Raw genomic sequence first — 22127 nt, 5'->3', positions numbered from 1 at the left:
GGCCCTCCCCGGGCCAGTGGGTTCGCAAGATAAGGCTTTCAGTACAGGCCGCCCATCGACACGGTTCCAATCGGCAAAGTTCCGGCGGAAACGAAGCTCAACCGCTTTCCTACCAAGTCAACCGCCTGCCGGACTAGCCGATTCCACGCACCACCGGGATCTCCAGGTCGCGGATCTTCTTGCGCAGCGTATTCCGGTTCAGGCCGAGCATGGCGGCGGCCTTGATCTGGTTGCCCTTGGTGGAGGCCAGCGTCATCTGGATCAGCGGCCGCTCCACCTCGGCGATCACCCGGTCGTAGATGTCGCGCATCGGCATGCCGTCGCGGCTGGCGGCCAGGAACTGCCGGATATGACGCTCCACCGCCTGCGCCAGCGGCTCCTGCTCGACATGGGACGCCGGCGCCGCCTCGGCCGCACCGCTGTTCTCGGCAAGCTCCACCCCGATCACCTCGGCGCTGATGGTCTCCTGCGGATACAGCGCCGCCAGCCGTCGCATCAGGTTCTCGAGCTCGCGCACGTTGCCGGGCCAGCGATGCGCCTGCAGCCGCTGCATCGCCTCCTCGGAGAGCGTCTTCGAGGGCAGGCCGCTCTGGTGCACCTTCTCCAGGAAATGCCGCGCCAGGATCGGGATGTCCTCGCTGCGCTCGCGCAACGGCGGCAGCCGGATCGGCACCACGTTGAGACGGTAGAACAGGTCCTCGCGGAAGGTGCCGGAGCGGATCGACTGCCGCAGGTCACGGTGCGTCGCCGCCACGATGCGCACATTCGCCTTCACCGGCGCACGGCCGCCGACGGTGGTGAACTCGCCCTCCTGCAGCACCCGCAACAGCCGGGTCTGCGCCTCTGGCGGCATGTCGCCGATCTCGTCCAGGAACAGCGTGCCGCCGCTGGCCTGCTCGAAGCGGCCCTGGTTGCGGTTGGTGGCCCCGGTGAAGGCGCCACGCTCGTGGCCGAACAATTCGCTCTCGATCAGCTCGCGCGGGATCGCCGCCATGTTGATCGCAACGAACGGCCCGTTGCGCCGCCGCCCGTAATCATGCAGCGCACGCGCCACCAGCTCCTTGCCGGTGCCGCTTTCGCCGTTCACCATCACCGTGAGGTCGGCGGTGGTGAGGCGCGCGATCACCCGGTAGATGTCCTGCATCGCCATCGAGCGGCCGAGCAGCGGCAGGCGCTCCTCCGGGTCGCCCGGGGCCGCGGGCGCCGCTGCCGGCAACGGCGTCGCCAGCGCGCGGGCCACCACCGACAGCAGCTCCTTGAGATCGAACGGCTTCGGCAGATACTCGAAGGCGCCGCGCTGGGTCGCCTTCACCGCCGTCATCAGCGTCGACTGTGCGCTCATCACCACGATGCGCAGGTCAGGCCGGAGCCGCTTGATGCGCGGGATCAGGTCGAGGCCGTTCTCGTCCGGCATCACCACGTCGGTGATCACCAGGTCGCCCTCGCCTTCCTCGACCCAGCGCCACAGCGTCGCGGCATTCGCGGTGGTGCGGACCTGGTAGCCGGATCGTCCGAGTGCCTGGGTCAGCACGGTACGGATCGAACGGTCGTCATCGGCGACCAGCACGGTGGGCAGCGTCATTCGCTCTCTCGGTCGCCTTCTCGGATCATGCCGGGCGGGATCGGGTGAAGGCCGGGGTCATGCAGACGCGGCCACCGGCCATACGCCTCCAGTCCCCGGCCTCCCGTCACCAGCCGCCGCCAGGTGGCCGCCGATCAGGGGGTGTCGGAATCGTCCGTCAGCACCGGCAGGTGCAGCAGGACATCGGTGCGGCCAGGACGGCTCTCGATCTGGATCGAGCCGCCATGGTCACCGACGATCTTGGCGGCGAGTGCAAGACCGAGGCCACTGCCGGAGGTCTTGGTGGTCAGGAACGGCTCGAACAGATGCGGTCGTATGCTGTCCGGAACGCCAGGACCGTTGTCGCGCACCATGACCATCAGCGGCAGATGGACGCGCTGCTCGGAACCCGGCACCGCCAGCCGGACGCTGTGCCGGTAGGCGGTGCACAGCGTGATCTCCGGGGCGGCCCATCCCGTCTCGTCGCCTCCCTCGCCGGAGACTGCCTCGGCGGCGTTCTTGACCAGGTTGAGCAGCACCTGCACGAGCTGGTCGCGATTGCCGTACACCGGGGGCAGCGACGGATCGTAGTTCTCGACGAAGCGTATGTGGGCCGCGAACCCGCTCTGGGCCAGCATCCTGACATGCTCCAGCACCCGGTGGATGTTGATCGGCCGCCGCTCGATCGGCTTCTCGTTGAACATCTCCATGCGCTCGACGAGGTCACGGATGCGGTCGGCCTCGTCACGTATCAGCACGGCGAGCTCGCGATCCTCCTCGGCGACCGTCGCCTCCAGCAACTGCGCGGCGCCGCGAATGCCGGACAGCGGGTTCTTCACCTCATGCGCCAGGATCGCCGCCATCCCCGACACGCTGCGCGCCGCATTGCGGAAGGTGAGCTGCCGATCGAGCGCGCGCGCCGCCGACGCATCGTGCAGGGTAAGCATCACCGCGCCCGGCTGTTCCGGCAGCAGCGTGCCATGCACGGTAATCCCGGTGCGCCGCAGCAGCCGTGGCCCCTCCAGCACCAGCTCGTGCTCGACGACGGTGAGACCGTGCCGGCGGACCTGCGCGATCAGCATGAAGACCGGATGGTCCGGCGGCAGGATCTCGGCCAGCCCGAGGCTGCGCAACTGCGACAGCGACAGCCCGAGGAAGCTCTCCGCGCCGCTGTTGGCGTACTGGATGCGGTCGCGCGGATCGAGCAGCACCACCGGAACCGGCAGGCTCTCCATCATGGCGGCATGGTCCGGCTGGGCGCTCGTCTCGGGAACAGCCGGCACATCCGCCCGCGTCGTCGGCAGCAGCTTGAGGCGGATCGCCTTCGGGCTCAGGGTCGCGACCTTCATGCTGCCTCCCTCATGACGTTGTCGCGCGCACCGCGTTGGATGCCCGCCTCGATGCAGGTCTCGTAGAAGCCCTTGATCGCCGCGATCGCCGTCGACGCGTCGTCGATACGATTGAACGCGGCCCGGAACGTCGCCGACCCGCGCAGGCCGGCCGAGTACCAGGACACGTGCTTGCGGGCGAGCCGGAGCCCGGCCTGCGCCCCGAAATGCGCCAGCATGGCGTCGTAGTGCGCCAGCGCGATGTCCAGCTCGCCTTCCAGCGTGGGGCCCGGGATCCGTTCGCCACGCATCAGCCAGGCCGCCACCTGGGCCGGAAACCAGGGCCGTCCGTAGCAGGCGCGCCCCAGCATCACGCCGTCGGCGCCGGAGAGCGCCAGCGCCTGCTCGGCCGCCTCGATGCTGACGATGTCGCCGTTCACGATCACCGGCAGCCGCGTTGCCTGCTTGACCTGGCGCACGAACGACCAGTCGGCGCTGCCGGTATAGAATTGCTGGCGCGTGCGGCCATGCACGGTCACCATGCGTATGCCGCTGGCCTCGGCGATTGCCGCCAGCCGCGGCGCATTCAGGCTCTGATGGTCCCAGCCCATGCGCATCTTCAGCGTGACCGGCACCGGAACGGCGCGCACCACCGCCTCCAGCAGCGTCGCCGCCAGCGCCTCGTCGCGCATCAGCGCAGAGCCGGCCATCTGGCCGACCGCCACCTTCTTCACCGGGCAGCCGAAATTGATGTCGACCAGATCGGCACCGCGATCCACCGCAATGCGCGCCGCCTGCGCCATCGCGTCCGGCTCGCACCCTGCCAGCTGCACCGCATTCGGGTTTCTCGTGGCGTCCCCGCCGACGATCTCCGCCATCCGCAGGGTCGCGGCGTTCTCGCGGACCATCGCCCAGGAGGCGATCATCTCGGAAACCACCAGCCCGGCCCCAAGCCGTCTCGCCAGCGTCCTGAACGGCAGGTCGGTCACACCCGACATCGGCGCCAGGATGACCGGCTCCTGGATGACGGCGCCGCCCAGGTCGATCGGACGCAAGCGCCCGCCCATCGATCCCCCCGCATCCTGCCCGACCGTAACGATACCGACGTCCATCTCTTAAATGCGACCCATCTCTCAATCGAGAACTGATTACGATTTGGGCAGAATACGTAGCCGGCAGCGCCGGTGCAATCACCCAGTGCCGGATTGTTGGGCTTTGTTGCAGCGCAGCGTCGATCCGATGCGTCTTTTCCAAGACAGCGGCGCGGCGGGTTCTTCAACGCAGGGCCCATGCATCTTCGTTGCGCTCCCGTGGCTTGACGCCGGCCCCCCGCCATCCCATTGCTCCGCGCCATGCGTATCGCCGCCCTCCTGATGGCCGCGGGCACCGGCAGCCGTTTCGGCACCGGTCTCGCAAAGCAGTTCCAGCCGCTCGGATCGCGTCCCGTGCTGCGCCATGCCGCCGAGGCGCTGCTGCCGCATGTCGACCTGCTGCAGCCAGTCGGCGATGCCGGCCTGATCGCCCCGGCACTGCAGGATCTCGAGAGGCTCCAGCCGCCGGTCGCCGGCGGCGCCACCCGGCAGCAGAGCGTCCGGCTCGGCCTCGAGGCGCTGGACCGGTTGCCGGATCACCAGCGCTGCGACCTCGTGCTGGTGCATGACGGCGCACGGCCGTACGTGCCCGCGTCGCTGGTCCGCCGGGTGATCGAGGCGTTGTCTGCGCATCGCGGCGCAATCCCCGCCGTGCCGGTCGCCGACACCCTCAAGCGCGGCGCGGGAGGGCTGATCGAGGCCACGGTGCCGCGCGCCGGGCTGTTCCGCGCCCAGACCCCGCAGGGCTTCGACTTCGCCACCCTGCGTGACCTGCATCGCGCCCATGCAGCAGGCCCGCACGCCGGCATCGAGGCTACCGACGACGCCGCCCTGCTCGAGCACGCCGGGATCCCGGTCGCCCTGGTGGCCGGATCCGACGACAACATCAAGCTGACCTACGAGGAGGACCTGATGCGTCTCGAGCGGCTGATCGGTCCGGTCCTGCTGCCGCGCACCGGCACCGGTTTCGACGTCCATGCCTTCGTGCCGGCCGATGGCGAGCCCCGCCCGCTGATGCTGTGCGGCATCGCGGTGCCGTTCGAGCGCGGTCTCGCCGGCCACTCCGACGCCGATGTCGGGCTGCATGCGCTTTGCGATGCGATCTACGGGGCGCTCGCCGAGGGCGATATCGGGCGGCATTTCCCGCCGAGCGAGGCCACCTGGAAGGATGCCGACAGCGCCCGCTTCCTGGTCCATGCCGGCGAGCGCATCGCCGCCCGCGGCGGCATCCTGGTGAATGCCGACGTCACGCTGATCTGCGAGCGGCCAAAGATCGGCCCGCACTCCGAGGCCATGCGGGCGCGGCTCGCGGAACTGCTTCGCGTCGAGATCGGCCGCATCTCGGTCAAGGCCACCACCACCGAGCGCCTCGGCTTCACCGGCCGCGGCGAGGGCATCGCCTGCCAGGCCAGCGCCACCGTGCTGGTGCCTTAACGGCGCCGAGGCCTGGACCAGACGATCGACCTGGTGCCCGATCTCGGTCACCACCAGGCCGGTGACCACTTCTCCTCGTCGCCGCCATGCTCGAGCACCGGTGCCGACACCGCCATCAGGCGCGCCCGGCCGGACATTCCTCAACCCTGGCCTGCGGCAGGACCGTCGGCAAACTCGATGTCGGCGCCACCCGCTGCGGCGGCTCGATATCGGGGTTCGTCGTGCTGACCCCGTCGAGCCTGACGCTTATCCACCCGGCGTCGCGCAATGCATCCGGCTTCGTCGACCCGGGATGCACCGTCAGCTTCAGCCGGAGCGGCGACCTGCCGTCGAACCGGCAGGAAGACGAAACCCGCGGCTGCTACCAGTGGCACGGGATGGCCTGCGACTTCACCGGTGCAGCGTTGCGGCAGCTTCGCTGACGGGGCGCGGTTTCCGCAAGCCGGCGGGTCCGGCCGCCCTCACCGCCCCCGCAGCCGCTCCGCCAGGAACGCGGCGCGCGCCTCGTTGACGCGTGCGCGCAGCACCGGATCGGGTAGCAGATGCGTGCCCGGCAGCAGCAGCAGTCGATACGGCTTGCCGGCCGCGATCAGCGCCTGCGTCAACTTCATGGTGTTCTCGAAATACACGTTGTCGTCGGTCAGGCCGTGCATGATCAGCAGCGGCCGCGACAGGCTTGCGGCATAGGTCAGCACGCTGCTCTTCGAGTAGCCGACGGGATCGTCCTGCGGCGTGCCGAGATAGCGCTCGGTATAGGCGGTGTCGTAGTCGGCGAAATCCACCACCGGCGCACCGGCGACACCGGCGGCGAAGATATCCGGCCGCCGTATGGTGGCCATCGCGGTGAAATAACCGCCGAAGGACCAGCCCTCGACGCCGACGCGGCGCATGTCCATCTCCGGGACCCGCCGCCCCAGCGCCTGCAGGCCGCTCACCTGGTCCTGCAACGGCAGGTCGATCAGGTCTCCCCTGGTGGCATGCTCGAAATCGTGATCGCGTCCGGGGGTGCCGCGCCCGTCCACGCTGACGACGATGAAGCCGTGATCGGCGAGGCACTGGTTCTCCAGCTCCAGGCGGGGCGCGCGCTGCACCACCTTGACCGTCGGCCCGGCATAGACGGACAGCACCACCGGATATTTCCGGCCGCGCACGAAACCCGCGGGACGCAGCACCGAAGCATCCAGACCCTGTGCGCCTGCCTGCAGATACTGCACCGTGGGCAGTTTCGGGGGGGTGGCCGCCTCGCTCGGCAATGTCGCAATCACGCTGCCATCGGCCGCTCGCAGCATCGTGCCGGCGTGCCCATCGGCGCCGTTTAGGCTGTCGGCAAACAGGTCGTGGCGCTGCGGCGAGAACGATGGATTGTGCAGTCCAGGTTCCGCTGCGAGCGGCGTCGGCGCACCACCTGCGAGCGCCACCCGGAACAGCCCGAGCGACAGCCGGTCGGGATCGGCCGTCACCACCACGCTGCCGTGCGCCGCATCGACGTCGTCGAGCGACAGGAACGGAAACCCTGCCGGCGTTACCGCATGGTCAAGCGTGCCATCTGCCCGACGCAGCTCGAGTTGCCATCGTGTACCGCGCGACGCGGCCCACAAAAAGCCGGAGCCGTCCGGCAGCCAGTCCGGCAGCGCGCGACCGGCAACGCCATCCATCGGTGCGAGGTCGATCCAGGCCGGATCGGTCTCGGTCAGCAGGGTGCGGGTCTCGCCGGTAGCCGGATCCACCGCCAGCACCGCCTCGCGTGTCTGCTCGCGGTTGAGCACGACCAGCGTCGGCGGGGCATGCTTCGCCCAGATCACCCGTGCCACGTATGGCCAGGCCTGCCGGTCGAGCGCGATCCAGGTGATCGCACCACCGCCGCGTCCGACCAGCCCGAAGCGGAGGCGCGCATTCGTGGTTCCGGCGCGGGGATAACGGAATTCGACCGGCGGCTGCGACGGATGCAGTGGATCGGCGATGAAATGTTTCTCCACCGCGCCGGTATCGGCTTCCTCGAAGATCAGCCTCTGGCTGTCCGGCGACCACCAGACGCCATCCGCGCGATCGAGCTCCTCCGCCGCCGCGAACTCCGCCAGGCCATGCGACAGGGTCTCCGAGCCACCCCGCGTCACCTGCACCTCCGCGCCGCCCGCGAGCGTCACCACATGCAGGTCGTGATCGCGCACCACGGCGACGAACCGCCCGTCCGGCGACAGCCGTGGCGCGATCCAGCCAGTCCCGGCGACCGGCGTCACCGTCCCCTGCGGCAATGCGACCGAGGATAGCTTGTCTCCCTCGCCGACCAGGATTGTCGCGCCATCGTCGGAGACCGCGAAATCCGTGATGCCGCTGACCGTCACGCGCGCACGTTCGCGACGCGCCTTCTCCTCGACGCTCAGATGCTCCGGCGTTGCTTGCGGCGCCGCCAGCTCGCGCTCGCCGCGCTGCGCCACATCGTACTCGTACAGATGCTGCCTGGTATCCTGCGGACCGCTGCGCAGATACAGCACATGCCGGCCGTTCGGAAGCGGCAGCGCATGCACGGGCAGCCCAAGCGCGTAGTTGCGCGTGCGCGCCAGCGGTTCGAAGCAATCGGAGGCCATCGCCGGAGCCGCTGAAACCAGCGCCAGCAGCAGCAGGGCGCCAGGGGTCGGATATCTCAAAGCTTCAGCACCGATCGGCCGAAACTGAACAACGCATCGCCGGCAATCGAACCTGCCGCAAATATCTGCATGTCGCCACGTCCCGCCTCGCCCTTCCATCGCATCCACGCCGCCCGGCACAGCAGCCCCGCCAGCACCGCCCAACCGGCCAGCGGCGAGACCAGCAACATGCCGGTGGCGAACATCACGCCCATCTGCCGCCGCGAGCCGCCGATCGCCTGCAACAGCGCACCCGGTATCGCCCACAGCGCCAGCTCGCGGGCGATGTCGCCACTGCGTCCGGCCCGGATCGCGGCAACGAACACATGGTCGACCGGCGCCACCTGATTGTGCGCAAAATAATGATGGTAGCTCAGCAGCACGACGATACCGGCGATGATGAAGGCATACATCGCCGCGAAATATTGCTGCCGCCTGCCGTCGAGCTCGAACGCGGCGTCGCGCCCCTCGCCGCGCAGCAGGAAGCCCGCCTTGAGGTCGCAGCCCATGTCGGCGAACGCGGGCCCCGTCGAGGCGGAGAACCCGACCAGCAGCGCCAGGGCCGGTGCCGGAAAGCCGATCAGCACGCCGACTGCCAGCGTCACCACCGCCACCGCGAAGGCCGGGAACCAGCCAGAATGCATCGCCGCCAGACCGATGATGAGTTCATGCAGCAGAGCCGCGAATGCCGCGTAGACGACGAACCCGAGGAGCGCCCACAGGCTCATGCTGCTTGCAAGGCCGCCCAGCCCCGCGATCAGCATGGCGATCAGCACATACCCGCAGGCCCCGATGCCGAGCGCACGCTGCAGCGGCGCCTCGGCGCGGCCATCCTCCGCCGCGTCCTTCTCGTGCCGCCCGGCGAACAGCGTCCACAGCACCTGCAGCAACGCCATCAACCCGGCGCCAAGCATCAGGCCCTGCGGCACATGCGTCTTGCCGATATCCGGCAGGTGCAGCAGCGGCCCGATCAGGTGGAAATAGCCGCGCAGCAGCAGGCCGATCCCGAACATCAGCAGCGCCCACGCGTTGGCGATGAAGGCCACGCCGAACGCCGACATCGGGATACCCGCCAGGCTGCCGGCAATGCCGAGCCCGAGCCCGATGCCAAGCACGCGGGCCTTCCGGCCGCCCTCGTCGCCAGCCTGGATTGCACCTGCCGCCGCGACGCCCGGTGGCCAGGCGCCCTCGGCCGGAAACACCCGCGAGCCGAACATCCAGTACAGCAGCGTGGCGTCCAGCAGCATCGCGCATGCAGCGCCCACGAACATCGGCAGCACGAGATCGCCGCGGCCGAGTGCGAACGGCACCCCGATCGGCAGCAGCAGGCTGTTGGCGGCACCGAACGTGCTGGCCGAGATCGCGCTCTGCGCCAGGTTCTGGACGTGGATGTTGCGATAGAACCTGAAACCCGGCAGGCCGATCCGGCCGAGCGCCATCCCGGCCAGCGCCCCGATCAGCGCGGTGTTGGTGGTGACGCCGAGCCTGATCAGCACCTGCATGCCGATCACCGAGCCCAGCACGCAGAGCGGCGTGATCAGCAGCAGGTTGCCGATCGAGAAGAACCGCGGATGCGCCTCTCCGGCTACATGCGCGGCCTCGCCGTCTCGCCGCCGGCTGATCCCATCCATCCCGGTCAGGCCGATCCGGCCATGCGGTCCAGGCTACTCAGGACGGAACTTGCCTTCCATGGCAGTCACCTTGAGCGTCAGGCGCGGGCTTGGCGTCTCACGGGCCTGCAAGCCTTCCGGCAAAGTCGACTTGTCGCCCTGGCGACCGATGGCGATCGCCGCTTCCACGCGCCAGCCTTCGACCAGTTCGAGATCCGCGAACGCCTTCTCGAAATCCAGCCCGACCATGCCATGCGTCGCCCAGCCGGACTTCACCGCCTGCAGTCCCAGAGCGCCCCACGCCGCCCCGGCATCGAAGGAATGGCTGTGCGACGGCACCTCGCGATCCTTGCCCGGCGGCAGCATGGTCGATTTCGAAACCAGGAACACCAGGGCCGCCGCATGCTGAGCCCAGGAGCGGTTGAACTCCACCAGGATATCGAGAAACTTCTGCCAGTTCGGGGTGTCGCGCCGTGCGTAGATGAAGCGCCACGGTTGCGAGTTGTACGCCGACGGCGCCCAGCGGGCTGCCTCGAACAGGGTGAACAGCTCGACTTCCGACATCGCCTCGCCGGTGAACGCACGCGGTGACCAGCGCTCGAGAAACACCGGTTCGATCGGATAATCGGCAACGCGTTCCGGCATCGGATACTCCTGCGACTCGGCACCGCAGGATGGCGAAGCGTCGATTTCCGCGCAAGGCTTAGCCCGGACGCCTACCCGGAACCCGGTCCGGGGCCTGGGCCTTGGAGGTCCGAGGCTTGAGAAATCAGGTCAGGGCGTAGATGGCAACAGCGACCGGTACGACGCCGATGACGACCCACGACATCATGGCGCAGAATGTCGCGAAGCGCGCCATCGATTGCCCCAGGCGACGTCTTCCGCGGTTTTCCGCAAAGTCCTTGTGACCGTCGTCGACCGTCAAAGTCTGCAGCATGTCGTCCATTCGCGAACTCCCGATGTCGCCGGCGGATGGTTAGCAGATCATGTCCCTACGGAATGTAACCAATCTTGTCTCGAACTCCGGTCAGGCTGCATCCACCGGCGTTGCCAGGGAGATGAACCGGGCGGCCAGCGCGGTCTCGATCCTCATCCGCCCGGTCGCCGCCTCGGTCTCCGGCTGCATCCCCCAGAGCCTGGCCTGGAAGCTCTCGTCGAGGCGCGCCAGCTCGACCGCCCGCATGGATTCGAGCTCGCCTGACGCTACCGCCAGCCCCAGGACGACGCTGCCCAGCACCGGCACCATTGCCCCCAGCCCGGTCAGCGTCACGGGCGACTGCCGACACAGCATTCGGTGCAGCCGCGCCATCGAACCGGTATCTTGCCCGATCGGCATCACCCCGCTGGTCACCGCGAGCCGGACGCCATGCCGATGCTCGAGCCAGTCCAGCCACGGCTGCCAGAGCCCCTCCTGCTGCTGCACTAACGAGGCCGGGGAGGACGCGCGATAGCACAGCAGGTCGGTCGCGGCATGAGCATGCAGCAGGTCGACGATCGCCCGGGGCGCCGGTGCGACACGCTCCTGCAGGCTGCCGGCCAGCCCGGTCAGCACCAGATCGTCCGGCCCGAAGATCTCTCCGATGCCGCCGCCGGCCAGGCGCCACTCCTCGGCGACCGCGGCCGCAAGTGCCGCGGTCGGCAGTCCCAGCACCGAACCACCCGGCAGGCGGAGCGGCCTATCGTCAAGAAATAACACAAATGCAGTATCTTGTGGAACGACGCTTACGTGCTGCCAGAAGCGTTTTCGTAAGCTCGCGCTCACCGGAAAAGCCCCAGCCCACGCAGGATATCGAGAGGCTTCGGGTTCTTGTGCCGCTGCCCGGGTGCGGCTGCCGAAGGCGCCGGCCCCGGCACATCCTCCCGCGCTGCCCGCAACGCGGCATCGCATCCCTCGGAGGCCTCGTCCTGCGGGCCGATCACCAACGTCGTGCGCCCGTCCGTGGAACTCGTGTCGAACGCCGGGTGCGCCTGCCGGAGCGTCCCGGTGACACGCACCGGCAGCGACGCACCGGCACCGCCGAGGGTTACGAACGGCACCAGATGCAGATCCAGGGCACCGTCCGGGAGTCCGACCACGCCTTGCCCGTCCACCGAGGCGCGGCCGGTGCGCAGGCTGATGGTGTCGAGGCTGGCCCGGCCATCGCCAAGCCGGGCATGCAGAGCGAGACAGCGCAGGTCGGTGGTGCCTCCCTTCGGCAGCGCCAGCGACAGCGGCATCGAACGTCCCAGCAGCCGCAGCAGGGCGTCATTATCAAGCGAGCCGTTCACCATGCTCGCGCCGACATGCCCGCTGGCGGAGTCCGCGAGGGCCCGCCGGGTCTCGCCCTGCGCCCGGATCGTCCCGACCAGCTCGATGGCGCCCCGCATCGGCACCGGCTGGCCCAGCCAGCCGGCGAGTGCGGACGCCGGCAGGAACAGCGGATGCATGGTCACGTCCAGATGCGGCGGACTGGCAGAGGCATCCGCCTCCAGCCGGGCGAACACCGGACCGGCCGACCCCTGCGCCTGCACCGGGTCGATCAGCAGGTGGCCGCCCTGCAGCGCCACATGCGCGGTCACGCCCCGCAGCGTCTGCGCATCCACCAGCAGCGCGGCGACGCGCATCCTGAGATCGAGATCGACGCGGTGCAGCAGCGCCCATGGCACGTCCTCCTGCACCGGGGACACCGGGGGCACCGGCGCCCGCGCTCCCGGTACGGCCCCCGCTGGAGATGGCGGCGGCGGCGCGGCAGCGGTTCCAGCGCGAACACCGGTGCCGCCGCTCGCAAGCCGGTCCAGATCGAGCCGGTTCGAGGTCAACTGCCCGCTCAGCGACGGCTTGCCGTGCAAGGACAGGCTCAGCGCCCCCTCCAGATCGCCGGCATCGCTGGTCAGGCTGAGGTTGGACACCTGCACCGCCCGGCCCGGCTGCACGACTACCCGCGCCGTGACGGCCACCGGGCCAAGCCCGGGCGAGCTCGCCCACAGCGCACGGAGATCCGCCGCCGTGCCGTGCAGCGTCAGATCGCCGCCCTCGCCGCCCAGTTGTCCCTGGGCCTGCAGAGCCGCCCCCGCCGTCTCCAGCACAAGCTGGACCGGTGTTGCGGGCGGCATCGAACCGCCGGACATCGCCTGCACGGTCCGCAGGGTGCCGGCGGTGCCATGCAGCCGGAGCGTCCTGCCTTGCCAGCTGCCATCCGCCCCGACCGCCAGCGGCGCATCAGGGCTCGCGGCGGACAGGCGCCAGGACGACAGCGTTTCGCCATGCACCAGGGTGGTCCCGGCCTGAACCTGTAGCGCGGTCAGCAGCGGACGGCCGGTATCGACCACATGCAGGCTGCCGTGCAGCGCCTGCACCGGCGGCAGGCCGGCGTGCGGGAACAGCCGGTTCAGATCGCCAAGCGCGCCGATATGGAAACTGGCCGAAAGGTCGTATCCGCGCCCGCTCCGCGGATCGGTGAGCCCGCCCTCGATGCTCCCGTGCGCCAAGGTGCGCCCGTCCGCCTGCTCGCCGATGCGCAGCGCCACCGGCCAGGCTTCCCCATGCCGGGAGGGCGAGCGGCCATCATCCGCCAGCAGCCGCGCAATCGGACCGATCGTGCCGTCGGCGGTAAAGCCGGCATCGCCGTGGCTCCCGGCCAGGCTCAACGCCGGACGCTGGCTCTCGAGCTCGCTGCCCTCGAGATGCGCGACATGGACCGCGCCGCTGCGATGCGCCTGGCTGTCGCGCAACGAGACCTTCGCATCCATCAACAGCACGCTGTCGAACGCGACGCCCCAGGGTTGCTCGTGGCCGGCGCTGGCGCTGCCTCGACCGGGGGCGCGCGCCGGGTGCATCTGCCAGTTCGCGCGCCCGTCCGGATCACGCGCCAGCGCCAGGCTTGCGTGCCGGATCTGCAGCCCGTCCAGCCGCACCACATGACGCAGCAGTGGCCACAGTCCGATCCGCGCCTGCACGTCGCCGAGCCGCAGCATCACCGGATCGCCGCCATCCGACGCAAGCCCTTCCGGGTTGCCGAGCGTGAAGCCCTGCGCCTCGACGTGCGGCGACGGCAACAGGCTCACCCTCAGCGACTGCAGGGTGACGGTCCTGCCGCTCTGCTTCTCGACGGAGGCAATCACGGCGCGACGCAGCCGGTCCTGGTCGAGCGACCGGTCCAGCAGCATGGCGCCCGACAGCACCATGACGAGCACGACGATGCCGGCGCCGGCGCCGAACTTCATCCAGCCGCGCATCCGGCTCAGCTCCGCCGTACCGCCGGCAGCGCGCCTGCCTCGAAACCCAGCGACTTGAAGGTCTCGCGCATGTGCGGCGGCAGCCCGGCGGCGACGCTCAGCCAGCCGCCGGCCGGATGCGGCAGTTCGAGCTGGCGCGCATGCAGGTGCAGCCGATCGTCGAAGCCGTCGAGATGCGCGCCGGGGCCGCCGTATTTCGGATCGCCCAGGATCGGCGTGCCGAGCGCCTCGCAATGCACCCGCAGCTGGTGCATCCGCCCGGTCAGCGGCGACAGCTCCAGCCAGGACAGCTTTCGCGCGGCAGCGTCGCGGACCATGTATTCGGTGCGCGCATTGGCGGCATCCTCCTCGTCGCGCCCGGCGGCAATGGTCAGCGAGCCGGGCCCGATGCCGAGCTTCGCCAACGGCAGGTCGATGACACCCTCCGCCGGCGTCGGCTTTCCCACCACCACTGCCCAGTAGATCTTCCTCACCTCGCGGGTGCGGAACGAAGCCGCGAGCTTGCCGGCGACGCCCGGCGTGCGCGCCAGCAGCAGCAGCCCGGAGGTGTCGCGATCGAGCCGGTGCACCAGCCGCGGCCGATGCTCGAGTTCGCCGCGCAGCGCGTCCAGCATGCCGTCGACATGCCGGCTGATGCCCGGTCCGCCCTGCACCGGCAGACCGGCCGGCTTGTTGAGCACGATCACCTGCTCGTCGCGATAAACCACCATGCGCTCGAGCTCGCGGCGATCGTTCTCGTTCACCGCGACCACGATCGGCGCCGGCCTGGCGGCCTGCGGGATCGGCGGCACCCGCACCGACTGTCCGGGCATCAGCCGCGTCGCGGTCTCCGCACGCTTGCCATCCACGCGCACCTGCCCGGTGCGGCAAAGCTTCTGCAGCGCGCCCTGCGTCAGATGCGGGAAGTGCCGGCGGAACCAGCGATCCAGCCGGATCTCCGCCTCATCCTCGCTCACGCTCATCATCACGACACTCATCGGGCATCTCCGGGCGCGTCGCCTTCCCGCAACCGCGCCCAGTTGTCCAGCCTGCGTCGCACCTCGCGCTCCTGGCCGCGATCCGTCGGCAGGTAGAACCGCTCCCGCGCCATGCCGTCCGGGAAGTAGTCCTGGCCGGAGAAACCCTGCTCGGTATCGTGGTCGTATTCGTAGCCGCTGCCGTAGCCGAGCTGCTTCATCAGCTTGGTGGGCGCATTCAGGATGTGCGCCGGCGGCGGCAGGCTGCCGGTCGCCTTCGCGGCCCGCAGCGCCGCCCCCCAGCCCTTGTAGACGGCGTTCGATTTCGGCGCGGTGCCCAGGTAGACGACGAGCTGCGCCAGGGCGAGTTCGCCCTCCGGACTGCCGAGCCGTTCGTAGGTCTCCCAGGCCGCGATCGCCTGCGTCAGCGCCTGCGGATCGGCCATGCCGACATCCTCTGCGGCGAAGCGCGTCAGACGGCGGGCCACATAACGCGCATCCTCGCCACCCGTGATCATGCGCGCGAACCAGTAGAGCGCCGCATCCGGATCCGAGCCGCGCAGCGACTTGTGCAGCGCCGAGATCAGGTTGTAGTGCTCCTCGCGGTCCTTGTCGTACAACGCCGCCCGGCGTGCCAGCAGGTCGGCCAGCGCCGCCGGATCGAGCGTGTCCTGCCCGGGCAGGCTGAGCAGCTGCTCCACCATGTTCAGCAGGTAGCGCCCGTCGCCATCCGCCATCGCGCGCAGCGTCTCGCGTCCGGCCGCCGTGAGCGGCAGCGCGCGGCCGGCATCCTGCTCGGCGCGCACCATGAGCGCCTGCAGGGCGTCGTCGTCGAGCCGCCGCAGCACCAGCACCTGGCAGCGCGACAGCAGCGCCCCGTTCAACGCGAAGGAGGGATTTTCCGTGGTTGCTCCCACCAGCACGACGGTGCCGTCCTCGACCACCGGCAGGAAGCCGTCCTGCTGCGCGCGGTTGAAGCGGTGGATCTCGTCGACGAACAGCAGCGTGCCGACCTGACCCGCGTGGCGCCGCCGGGCCGCCTCGTCGAAGGCGCGCTTGAGGTCGGCCACGCCCGAGAACACCGCCGAGAGCTGGACGAAGCGCAGACCCGCCGCCTGGGCGAGCAGGCGCGCGATCGTCGTCTTGCCGACGCCCGGGCCGCCCCACAGGATCAGGCTCGCCAGCGAGCCGCGGGCGAGCATGCGCCGCAGTGCCCCGTCGGGCCCCAGCAGATGCGGCTGTCCGACCACATCGTCGAGCGTCCGCGGCCGCTGCCGATCCGCCAGCGGCCGCGTCGCGTCGGTCCCGGCATCGCGATCCCCGGCGCTATTGTCGTCCGCCGGCGGCGTCGCGCCGCCGAACAGGTCCGCACCATTCGCGTCGATCGGGGAGCTGCCGCTCAACTTCTGCCTCATCGAACGCTTATAGCAGCAGACCGTCCTAGACCGGACCCCCGGGCCAACCGTGACTTCGCTACGAAACGCATCCCGGCGCCCAATGGAGATCAACCGATGCTGCGCCTGCTGCTTGCACTGCTGCTGCCCTGGGTCGCTTTCTTCACCATCGGACGGCCGATCGCCGGCCTGATCTGCCTGCTGCTGCAGATCACCGTCATAGGCTGGGTACCGGCCGCGCTATGGGCCTGCTACGCCATCGGCAAGGCCAGGTAGGCGGGACGGCGGCCCTGGCTCAGGATGCCGCCACTTCCCTCGATGCGACCGGCGCTTCGATGAACCGGCGCTGGATCCCCCTGCCCGCCGCCTTTGCCTCGTAGAGCGCCGCATCCGCCTTGCGGTGCAGGTCGTCGCCCGCCGCGCCGTCCTCCGGAGAGCAGGCAAATCCGACGCTTATGCCGATCCGCACCCGGCCGGACCCTTCCAGCATGTAGGGCTCGTCGGTGACGCTGCGTATCACCCTGCCGGCATAGGCTTCGCCCTGCGCCGGCGTCATGTCCGGTGCCACGATGACGAACTCGTCGCCGCCGAGCCTGGACACGATGTCGTCCGGGCGCAGGCTGGACCGCATGCGGTCCGCCACCGCACGCAGGATCCGGTCGCCGGCGGCGTGTCCGAAGCTGTCGTTGATCGGCTTGAAGCCGTCCAGGTCCAGGTAGAACAGCACGAACGGGGTGGCGTTCGCGGCATACCGGGAACCGAGCGCCTCCATGAGGCCGGAGCGGTTCAGCAGGCCGGTGAGACCGTCGTGGCGGGCGCGGTCGTAGCTCTCCTGCTCGGCCTGCAGGGTCGCCACCGCCATTCCCTGGAAGCGCCGGATGATCGTCGCAACTCCGAAGAAGAAGACCGGCGTCTGCAGGACCAGGATGAGCAGCCAGTGGTTGCCGGACAGCGCTCCGCCGGCCACGAAAGGGACGCAGCACAGCGCCACCAGCGTCATCGCGTAGCGCGGCGCGGCATAGTTTCGTGCACAGATCGGACCGACCAGTCCCATCACCGTGGTTGCAGCCAGCAGTTGCAAGGCAAGGCTGCCGGTCCGCATCGCGGCGAACGCCATCGCGCCTTCCAGTGCGCACCAGGACATCGCGGTCAACAGGTAGAGTTCGGTGGGCGTGGGCTGGTTGCGGGCGGCGGCGGCGACGGCCCGCCGCACCACCGCGATACGCAGTGCCGCAAGCGCCACGTCGATCACCACGAACATCGCGAACACCTTGCCAAGGTGCATGCAGAGGGCGGTGACGTTCAGGATCAGGCCGTTCAGGACGCCGGCGATGGCCGCCCGTGGGGAAGCGAAGATCTCGCCCAGCAGCTTCTGCGCGATCCGGGGAGCGATCCGCCGGCCCGGATCGGTCAGCCACCGCAGCACCGGCCAGGCCGGCACCGTAAAGCTGTAGCGCGCGTCGGACATCGTCGGCTTCCAGGTAAACGTGCCGTTACCGTTACGAGAAACTACCGGCCGATGCAACCAAGAGTAGCGTCACCTCATTCGGCTATCCTTGCCGCCCCCGAGGGCTAGAAGTCGACGTTGTCGCCGCCCTTGAGCGACAGCATCTCGCGCGCGTCCGCCGGTGTGGCGACCTCGAGCCCCAGCCCCTCGACGATCATGCGCGCACGCGCCACCTGATCGGCATTGCTTCTGGCGAGCGTTCCCGGTGCGATCCAGAGGCTGTCCTCCAGCCCCACCCGGATGTTGCCGCCCATGCCGGCCGCGAGGGCCGCGATCGGCAGCTGATTGCGGCCGGCGCCGAGTACCGACCAGCGATACTGGTCGCCGAACAGCCGGTCCGCGGTACGCTTCATGTGCATGACATCCTCGGGATGCGGACCGATGCCGCCGAGGATGCCGAACACCGTCTGCACGAACAAGGGTGGCTTCACCAGGCCGCGCTGCAGGAAGTGCGCAAGGTTGTAGAGGTGGCCGACATCGTAGCATTCGAACTCGAAGCGGGTGCCGTTCTCCGCGCAGGCTTCGAGCGCATATTCGATGTCCTTGAAGGTGTTGCGAAAGATCAGGTCGCGGCTGTTCTCGAGTGCCTCGCGCTCCCAGGGGTGGCTGAACTCCTTGAAGCGCTCCAGCATCGGGAACAGTCCGAAATTCATCGAGCCCATGTTGAGCGACGCGACTTCCGGCTTGTAGGTCATCGACGGCCGGATGCGCTCCTCGATCCGCATCCAGGGCGCACCGCCGCTGGTGAGGTTGATCACCACGTCGCAGGCCTGCTTGATGCGCGGCAGGAACGCGGCGAACGCCTCCGGACGCTGATCGGGCTGCCCGGTCCGCGGATTGCGTGCGTGCAGATGCACGATCGCGGCCCCGGCTTGCGCGGCGCCGATGGCGGCGGCGGCGATCTCGTCCGATGTCACCGGCAGGTGGGGCGACATCGTAGGCGTATGGATCGCGCCGGTCACGGCGCAGGTGATGACGACCTTTCGAGCTACAGCCACGATGCTGTCCCTTCCCCCGGAGCGTCCCGGCCTCGTCGCCGCTGCGGGCGTACGACCGGTCTGCGAAACAAGCTCAGCGTGGCGACGCTGGCAGGTTGAACAGCGTCATCGGGTTGGCACCGGCCCCGAAGCTCGTCGCCGGCAGCGCGCCGTTCCAGCGCGTCGCCGCCTGGTATCCGAGCACCGACGGATCGGCCTGCGTCACGCTGCCCACCAGCTGCAGCACCTTGGCCTGCGCCTGGCCGTTCAGCAGCGTCGCCTGACTGTCGCCTTCCGCACGCAGGATCGCCGCCTGCCGCTCGCCACGGGCGCGGTCGATGTTGGCCTGCGCCTCGCCGTTCGCCTGCGCGATCCGCACCGCGGCCTGCGCATCCGCCTGCACCTTGATCTGCTCGCCCTCGAAATGGAATCGCGCCACCGTGTTCTCGGCCCGGATCGCATCATTCTTGGCCTTGACGGCCTGCTCCACAGACTCCTCGAAGGTCGGCGAGTAGCTGATCGAGCTGATCTGCAGGTCGGTCACCTCGATGCCGAAGATCGAGCGCAGCGCCTGGCTGACCTCGCGTCGCACTGCGATCGCGATCGAGGCACGCTCGACTGAGATGTTCACCGTGTTCTGCGTCGAGAACACCCGCATCACCCGGTCGGCGATGATCGGCTGCATGGTGCTGTTGATGTCGAGGCTGCCGGTACGCCCGGTATGATACAGCAGGCGCAGCACCGCATCCTCCGGGACCCGGTAGGTCAGGCCGATACCGATGCCGACCGACTGGTTGTCCACGGTATAGACCGTCATGTTCTCCATGCGCAGCGCGGTCAGGCTGGTCTGGATCTTGTCCACCTCGTCGATCAGCGGCAGCTTGAAATGCAGCCCGGGTTGCACCGGAAGCGGTGTCAGTACGGTGCCGAAACGGCGCACGCCGGCCATCTCGGTCGGCTGCACGGTGTAGAAGCAGCCTGACAGCACGATGACCGCAGCCAGCACCAGCGCCGCCACGGCGACGATCCGCCAGGGCAGCGCCGGCAGGCCGGGTGGCCGCCGCACCAGCTTGGGCTCGGGGAACGACCAGGGACTCGTGGGTGGGCCGGACATGGCATGCGCCTTCGAACACCGGCGGCTGCCCGGGCCTGATTGCCCGGCCACCGCCTGTCGCACTGTAGCCCGGCCCGGCTACCGTACATAACGGCCGTCCGGGCGCCGGCCCTCAGAGCCGATAGGCGGACTTGGCCAGCCGATAGGCGAGGTCGATCGCCACCTCGCGCGCCTCGTCCTCGTCCAGCGTATGCTCCGTCACCAGCCGCGCCAGATACGCGCAATCAGCCCGGCGCGCGACATCGTGCCGGGACGGGATCGAGCAGAACGCCCTGGTGTCGTCGTTGAAGCCGACCGTGTTGGCGAAGCCGGCGGTCTCCGTCGTCAGTTCGCGGAACCGGCGCATGCCCTCCGGACTGTCGAAGAACCACCAGGGCGGTCCGAGCCGCAGCGCCGGATAGTGTCCGGCGAGCGGCGCCAGCTCGCGCGAGTAGGCGGTCTCGTCGAGCGTGAAGACGATGACGGTCAGGCGACGGTCATTGCCGAACCGGTCGAGCAGCGGCTTCAGCGCATGCACGTAGCCGGTCGCGGTCGGGATATCGGCGCCCTTGTCGCGGCCGTAGCGGGCAAACACCGAGGGATTGTGGTTTCGCATCGCGCCTGGATGGATCTGCAGGACCAGCCCGTCCTCGAGGCTCATGCGCGCCATCTCGGTCAGCATCTGCGCCCGGAACAACTCCGCCTCGGCCGCCGTCGCGCCGGACACCACGCGCGCGAACAAAGATGCCGCCTCGGCATGCGGCAGGTCCGCCGTGGCGGCGCTCGGATGGCCATGGTCCGTCGCGGTGGCGCCGAAGCTGCGGAAATACGCGCGGCGCTGCATCAGGGCGGCCAGATACCCGTTCCAGCTTCCGGTATCCTCTCCGGTGATGCGCGAGAGTTCGGCAAGGTTGTCGGCGAAGCCGGGGAAGTCGGGGTCGATCACCGCATCCGGCCGGAAGGTGGTGATCACGCGCCCGGCCCAGCCGCTGTCGCGCAACGTGCGATGATGCGGAAGCGGATCGATCGCGCTCTCCGTGGTGGCGAGCGCCTCGATGTTGAACCGCTCGAACAGGGCGCGCGGCCTGAAGGCAGGCTCCTGCAGCTTGCCGGCGATCAGGTCGTACAGCCGGTCGGCATTGTCGGCAGTCAGCCGCTCCTCGATCCCGAACAGCGTCGAGAACCCGTGCTCCATCCAGAGCCGGGTCGGCGTGCCGCGGAACAGGTGCCAGTGGCTGGCCAGCTGCCGCCAGATCTCCCGCGGCTCGGCGTCCCCCGGGGTGCCGTCCGCCAACGGGATGCCGAGCGCTTCCAGCGGCACGCCCTGGCTGTACAGCATGCGGAACACGTAGTGGTCTGGCACCACGAACAGCGAGGCCGGATCAGCGAACGCCCGGTCGGTGGCAAACCACGCCGGATCGCAATGACCGTGCGGGCTGACGATCGGCAGGGCAGCGACCTCGCCGTAGAGGCGCCGGGCGACACCGCGCGCACCCGTCTCGGCCGGGAACAGGAAGTCGGGATGCAACATGCCGCGTCCTCTGGTCGTCACATCTCGGATACTAGTATATTACAATCCAGGCAACTGTTGTCCTGATCGGAAGCACTGTCGCATGCAGACCCCGACCACCCGGCCACGACGAAATGCGATGCCGCTGTCGACCCCCGTCCGCGGCGAGCGCCTGGCGGCCATCATCCACCGCACCCTCCGCGACGAGATCGTCTCCCTGATCCGCCGTCCCGGCGACCCGCTGGTCGAGATGCAGGTGGCGCAGGTTCACGGCACCAGCCGGACTCCGGTGCGCGAGGCCATCCTGCGGCTTGCCGAGGAAGGCCTGATCGACATCTACCCGCAGTCCGGCACCTTCATCGCCAGGATCCCGGTCGCCGAGTTGCCGGAAGTGATCGCGGTCCGCTCAGCCCTGGAGGAGGCCACCGTCCGGGTCGCCGCGCGCCTGCGGTCCGATCCCGACCTTGCGGCCCTGCGGGCCCATCTCGCCCTGCAGACGGCCCTGGGCAAGGCCTCCGATCGCGACGGCTTCCACCGCGCCGACGAGGCGTTCCACGCGATGCTCGCCGCCATTGCCGGCCAGCCTCGGTTCTGGACCGTCGCGCAACAGGTCAAGACCCAGGTCGACCGCTTCCGCCGCCTGACCCTCCCGGTCGCCGGCCGCTTCGGCTCGGTGGTCGAAGAGCACGCGGTGATCGTCGACCGCCTCGCCGCGCGTGATGCCGACGGCGCCGCGGAGGCGATGCGCGCTCATCTCGGCGCCCTGCTGGGCAGCATCGAACCGGCGCGACAGGCTCAGCCGGAGTTGTTCGGCTGAGCGCGGCTTC

19 protein-coding genes are annotated in these 22127 nt (G+C 69.3%); 4 read left to right on the top strand and 15 right to left on the bottom strand.

The genetic code is table 11. The annotated features are described in order from the left end of the window. Window positions 1-133 precede the first annotated feature (133 nt). From ntrC to dusB, 3 genes are all read right to left on the bottom strand, one after another. The gene (ntrC, locus tag FE263_RS11475) at window positions 134-1582 is read right to left on the bottom strand and encodes a nitrogen regulation protein NR(I) (RefSeq protein ID WP_138326111.1); all 1449 of its coding nucleotides are present in this window, start codon (window positions 1580-1582) and stop codon (window positions 134-136) included. Between the two features lie 134 nt (window positions 1583-1716). Continuing rightward, on the bottom strand, window positions 1717-2799 hold the full coding sequence (locus FE263_RS11470; RefSeq protein ID WP_138326331.1) for a two-component system sensor histidine kinase NtrB: 1083 nt from the start codon (window positions 2797-2799) through the stop codon (window positions 1717-1719). A gap of 107 nt (window positions 2800-2906) precedes the next feature. Beyond that, complete coding sequence (gene dusB / locus FE263_RS11465; protein WP_138326330.1) at window positions 2907-3956, bottom strand: tRNA dihydrouridine synthase DusB; 1050 nt, start codon at window positions 3954-3956, stop codon at window positions 2907-2909. 285 nt (window positions 3957-4241) lie between these two features. Here dusB and ispD point away from each other — a divergent pair, with 285 nt between their 5' ends. Both ispD and FE263_RS11455 read left to right on the top strand, forming a co-directional pair. Further along, the gene (ispD, locus tag FE263_RS11460; protein WP_138326110.1) at window positions 4242-5414 is read left to right on the top strand and encodes a 2-C-methyl-D-erythritol 4-phosphate cytidylyltransferase; all 1173 of its coding nucleotides are present in this window, start codon (window positions 4242-4244) and stop codon (window positions 5412-5414) included. A 221-nt stretch (window positions 5415-5635) separates the two neighbouring features. Beyond that, window positions 5636-5836 carry a DUF987 domain-containing protein gene (locus FE263_RS11455; protein ID WP_138326109.1) on the top strand — a complete coding sequence of 67 codons (201 nt, stop codon included), beginning with the start codon at window positions 5636-5638 and terminating at the stop codon, window positions 5834-5836. A gap of 39 nt (window positions 5837-5875) precedes the next feature. On the opposite strand, the gene FE263_RS11450 is transcribed toward FE263_RS11455, so the two are convergent. From FE263_RS11450 to FE263_RS11420, 8 genes are all read right to left on the bottom strand, one after another. Next, window positions 5876-8059 (bottom strand): S9 family peptidase, encoded by a 2184-nt coding sequence (locus tag FE263_RS11450; protein WP_240759388.1) that lies wholly within the window; start codon window positions 8057-8059, stop codon window positions 5876-5878. After that, window positions 8056-9669 (bottom strand): OPT/YSL family transporter, encoded by a 1614-nt coding sequence (locus tag FE263_RS11445; RefSeq protein ID WP_138326108.1) that lies wholly within the window; start codon window positions 9667-9669, stop codon window positions 8056-8058. Before FE263_RS11445 ends, FE263_RS11450 begins: the two co-directional genes overlap by 4 nt. 33 nt (window positions 9670-9702) lie before the next feature. Continuing rightward, window positions 9703-10293, bottom strand: a complete 591-nt coding sequence (locus tag FE263_RS11440) for a nitroreductase family protein (protein WP_138326107.1) — start codon at window positions 10291-10293, stop codon at window positions 9703-9705. A gap of 124 nt (window positions 10294-10417) precedes the next feature. Next, window positions 10418-10594, bottom strand: a complete 177-nt coding sequence (locus FE263_RS22080) for a hypothetical protein (RefSeq protein WP_171034054.1) — start codon at window positions 10592-10594, stop codon at window positions 10418-10420. Window positions 10595-10675: 81 nt separating this feature from the next. After that, a complete protein-coding gene (locus tag FE263_RS11435; RefSeq protein ID WP_171034053.1) occupies window positions 10676-11410 on the bottom strand; it encodes an ATP12 family protein in 735 nt (244 codons plus the stop codon). Further along, window positions 11407-13863: an AsmA family protein gene (locus FE263_RS11430; protein WP_138326105.1), complete on the bottom strand. Its 2457-nt coding sequence runs from the start codon at window positions 13861-13863 to the stop codon at window positions 11407-11409. The genes FE263_RS11435 and FE263_RS11430 overlap by 4 nt, the downstream gene beginning before the upstream one ends. Window positions 13864-13868: 5 nt before the next feature. Next, window positions 13869-14840, bottom strand: coding sequence for an RluA family pseudouridine synthase (locus tag FE263_RS11425; RefSeq protein ID WP_138326104.1), 972 nt, complete (start codon window positions 14838-14840; stop codon window positions 13869-13871). After that, window positions 14837-16222: a replication-associated recombination protein A gene (locus FE263_RS11420; RefSeq protein ID WP_240759385.1), complete on the bottom strand. Its 1386-nt coding sequence runs from the start codon at window positions 16220-16222 to the stop codon at window positions 14837-14839. The genes FE263_RS11425 and FE263_RS11420 overlap by 4 nt, the downstream gene beginning before the upstream one ends. Before the next feature lie 111 nt (window positions 16223-16333). Here FE263_RS11420 and FE263_RS11415 point away from each other — a divergent pair, with 111 nt between their 5' ends. Then, window positions 16334-16489, top strand: a complete 156-nt coding sequence (locus FE263_RS11415) for a YqaE/Pmp3 family membrane protein (protein WP_138326328.1) — start codon at window positions 16334-16336, stop codon at window positions 16487-16489. A gap of 19 nt (window positions 16490-16508) precedes the next feature. Here FE263_RS11415 and FE263_RS11410 read toward each other — a convergent pair whose 3' ends face one another. The 4 genes from FE263_RS11410 to uxaC all read right to left on the bottom strand — a co-directional run bounded on the left by FE263_RS11410 (window position 16509) and on the right by uxaC (window position 21321). Next, window positions 16509-17681 (bottom strand): GGDEF domain-containing protein, encoded by a 1173-nt coding sequence (locus FE263_RS11410; protein WP_138326102.1) that lies wholly within the window; start codon window positions 17679-17681, stop codon window positions 16509-16511. Window positions 17682-17785: 104 nt separating this feature from the next. After that, window positions 17786-18718 carry a BKACE family enzyme gene (locus FE263_RS11405; RefSeq protein WP_138326101.1) on the bottom strand — a complete coding sequence of 311 codons (933 nt, stop codon included), beginning with the start codon at window positions 18716-18718 and terminating at the stop codon, window positions 17786-17788. A 73-nt stretch (window positions 18719-18791) separates the two neighbouring features. Further along, window positions 18792-19811 (bottom strand): SPFH domain-containing protein, encoded by a 1020-nt coding sequence (locus FE263_RS11400; protein WP_138326100.1) that lies wholly within the window; start codon window positions 19809-19811, stop codon window positions 18792-18794. A 112-nt stretch (window positions 19812-19923) separates the two neighbouring features. After that, on the bottom strand, window positions 19924-21321 hold the full coding sequence (gene uxaC / locus FE263_RS11395; RefSeq protein WP_138326099.1) for a glucuronate isomerase: 1398 nt from the start codon (window positions 21319-21321) through the stop codon (window positions 19924-19926). 82 nt (window positions 21322-21403) lie between these two features. Here uxaC and FE263_RS11390 point away from each other — a divergent pair, with 82 nt between their 5' ends. Beyond that, on the top strand, window positions 21404-22117 hold the full coding sequence (locus FE263_RS11390; RefSeq protein ID WP_138326098.1) for a GntR family transcriptional regulator: 714 nt from the start codon (window positions 21404-21406) through the stop codon (window positions 22115-22117). The last annotated feature ends 10 nt before the right edge of the window (window positions 22118-22127 follow it).

This window comes from Lichenicoccus roseus (assembly GCF_005844085.1).
In the GTDB taxonomy this organism is placed as follows: Bacteria; Pseudomonadota; Alphaproteobacteria; order Acetobacterales; family Acetobacteraceae; genus Lichenicoccus; species Lichenicoccus roseus.
Note: the sequence above shows the minus strand (reverse complement) of the source record. Positions and strands in the feature narration are given on the sequence as shown.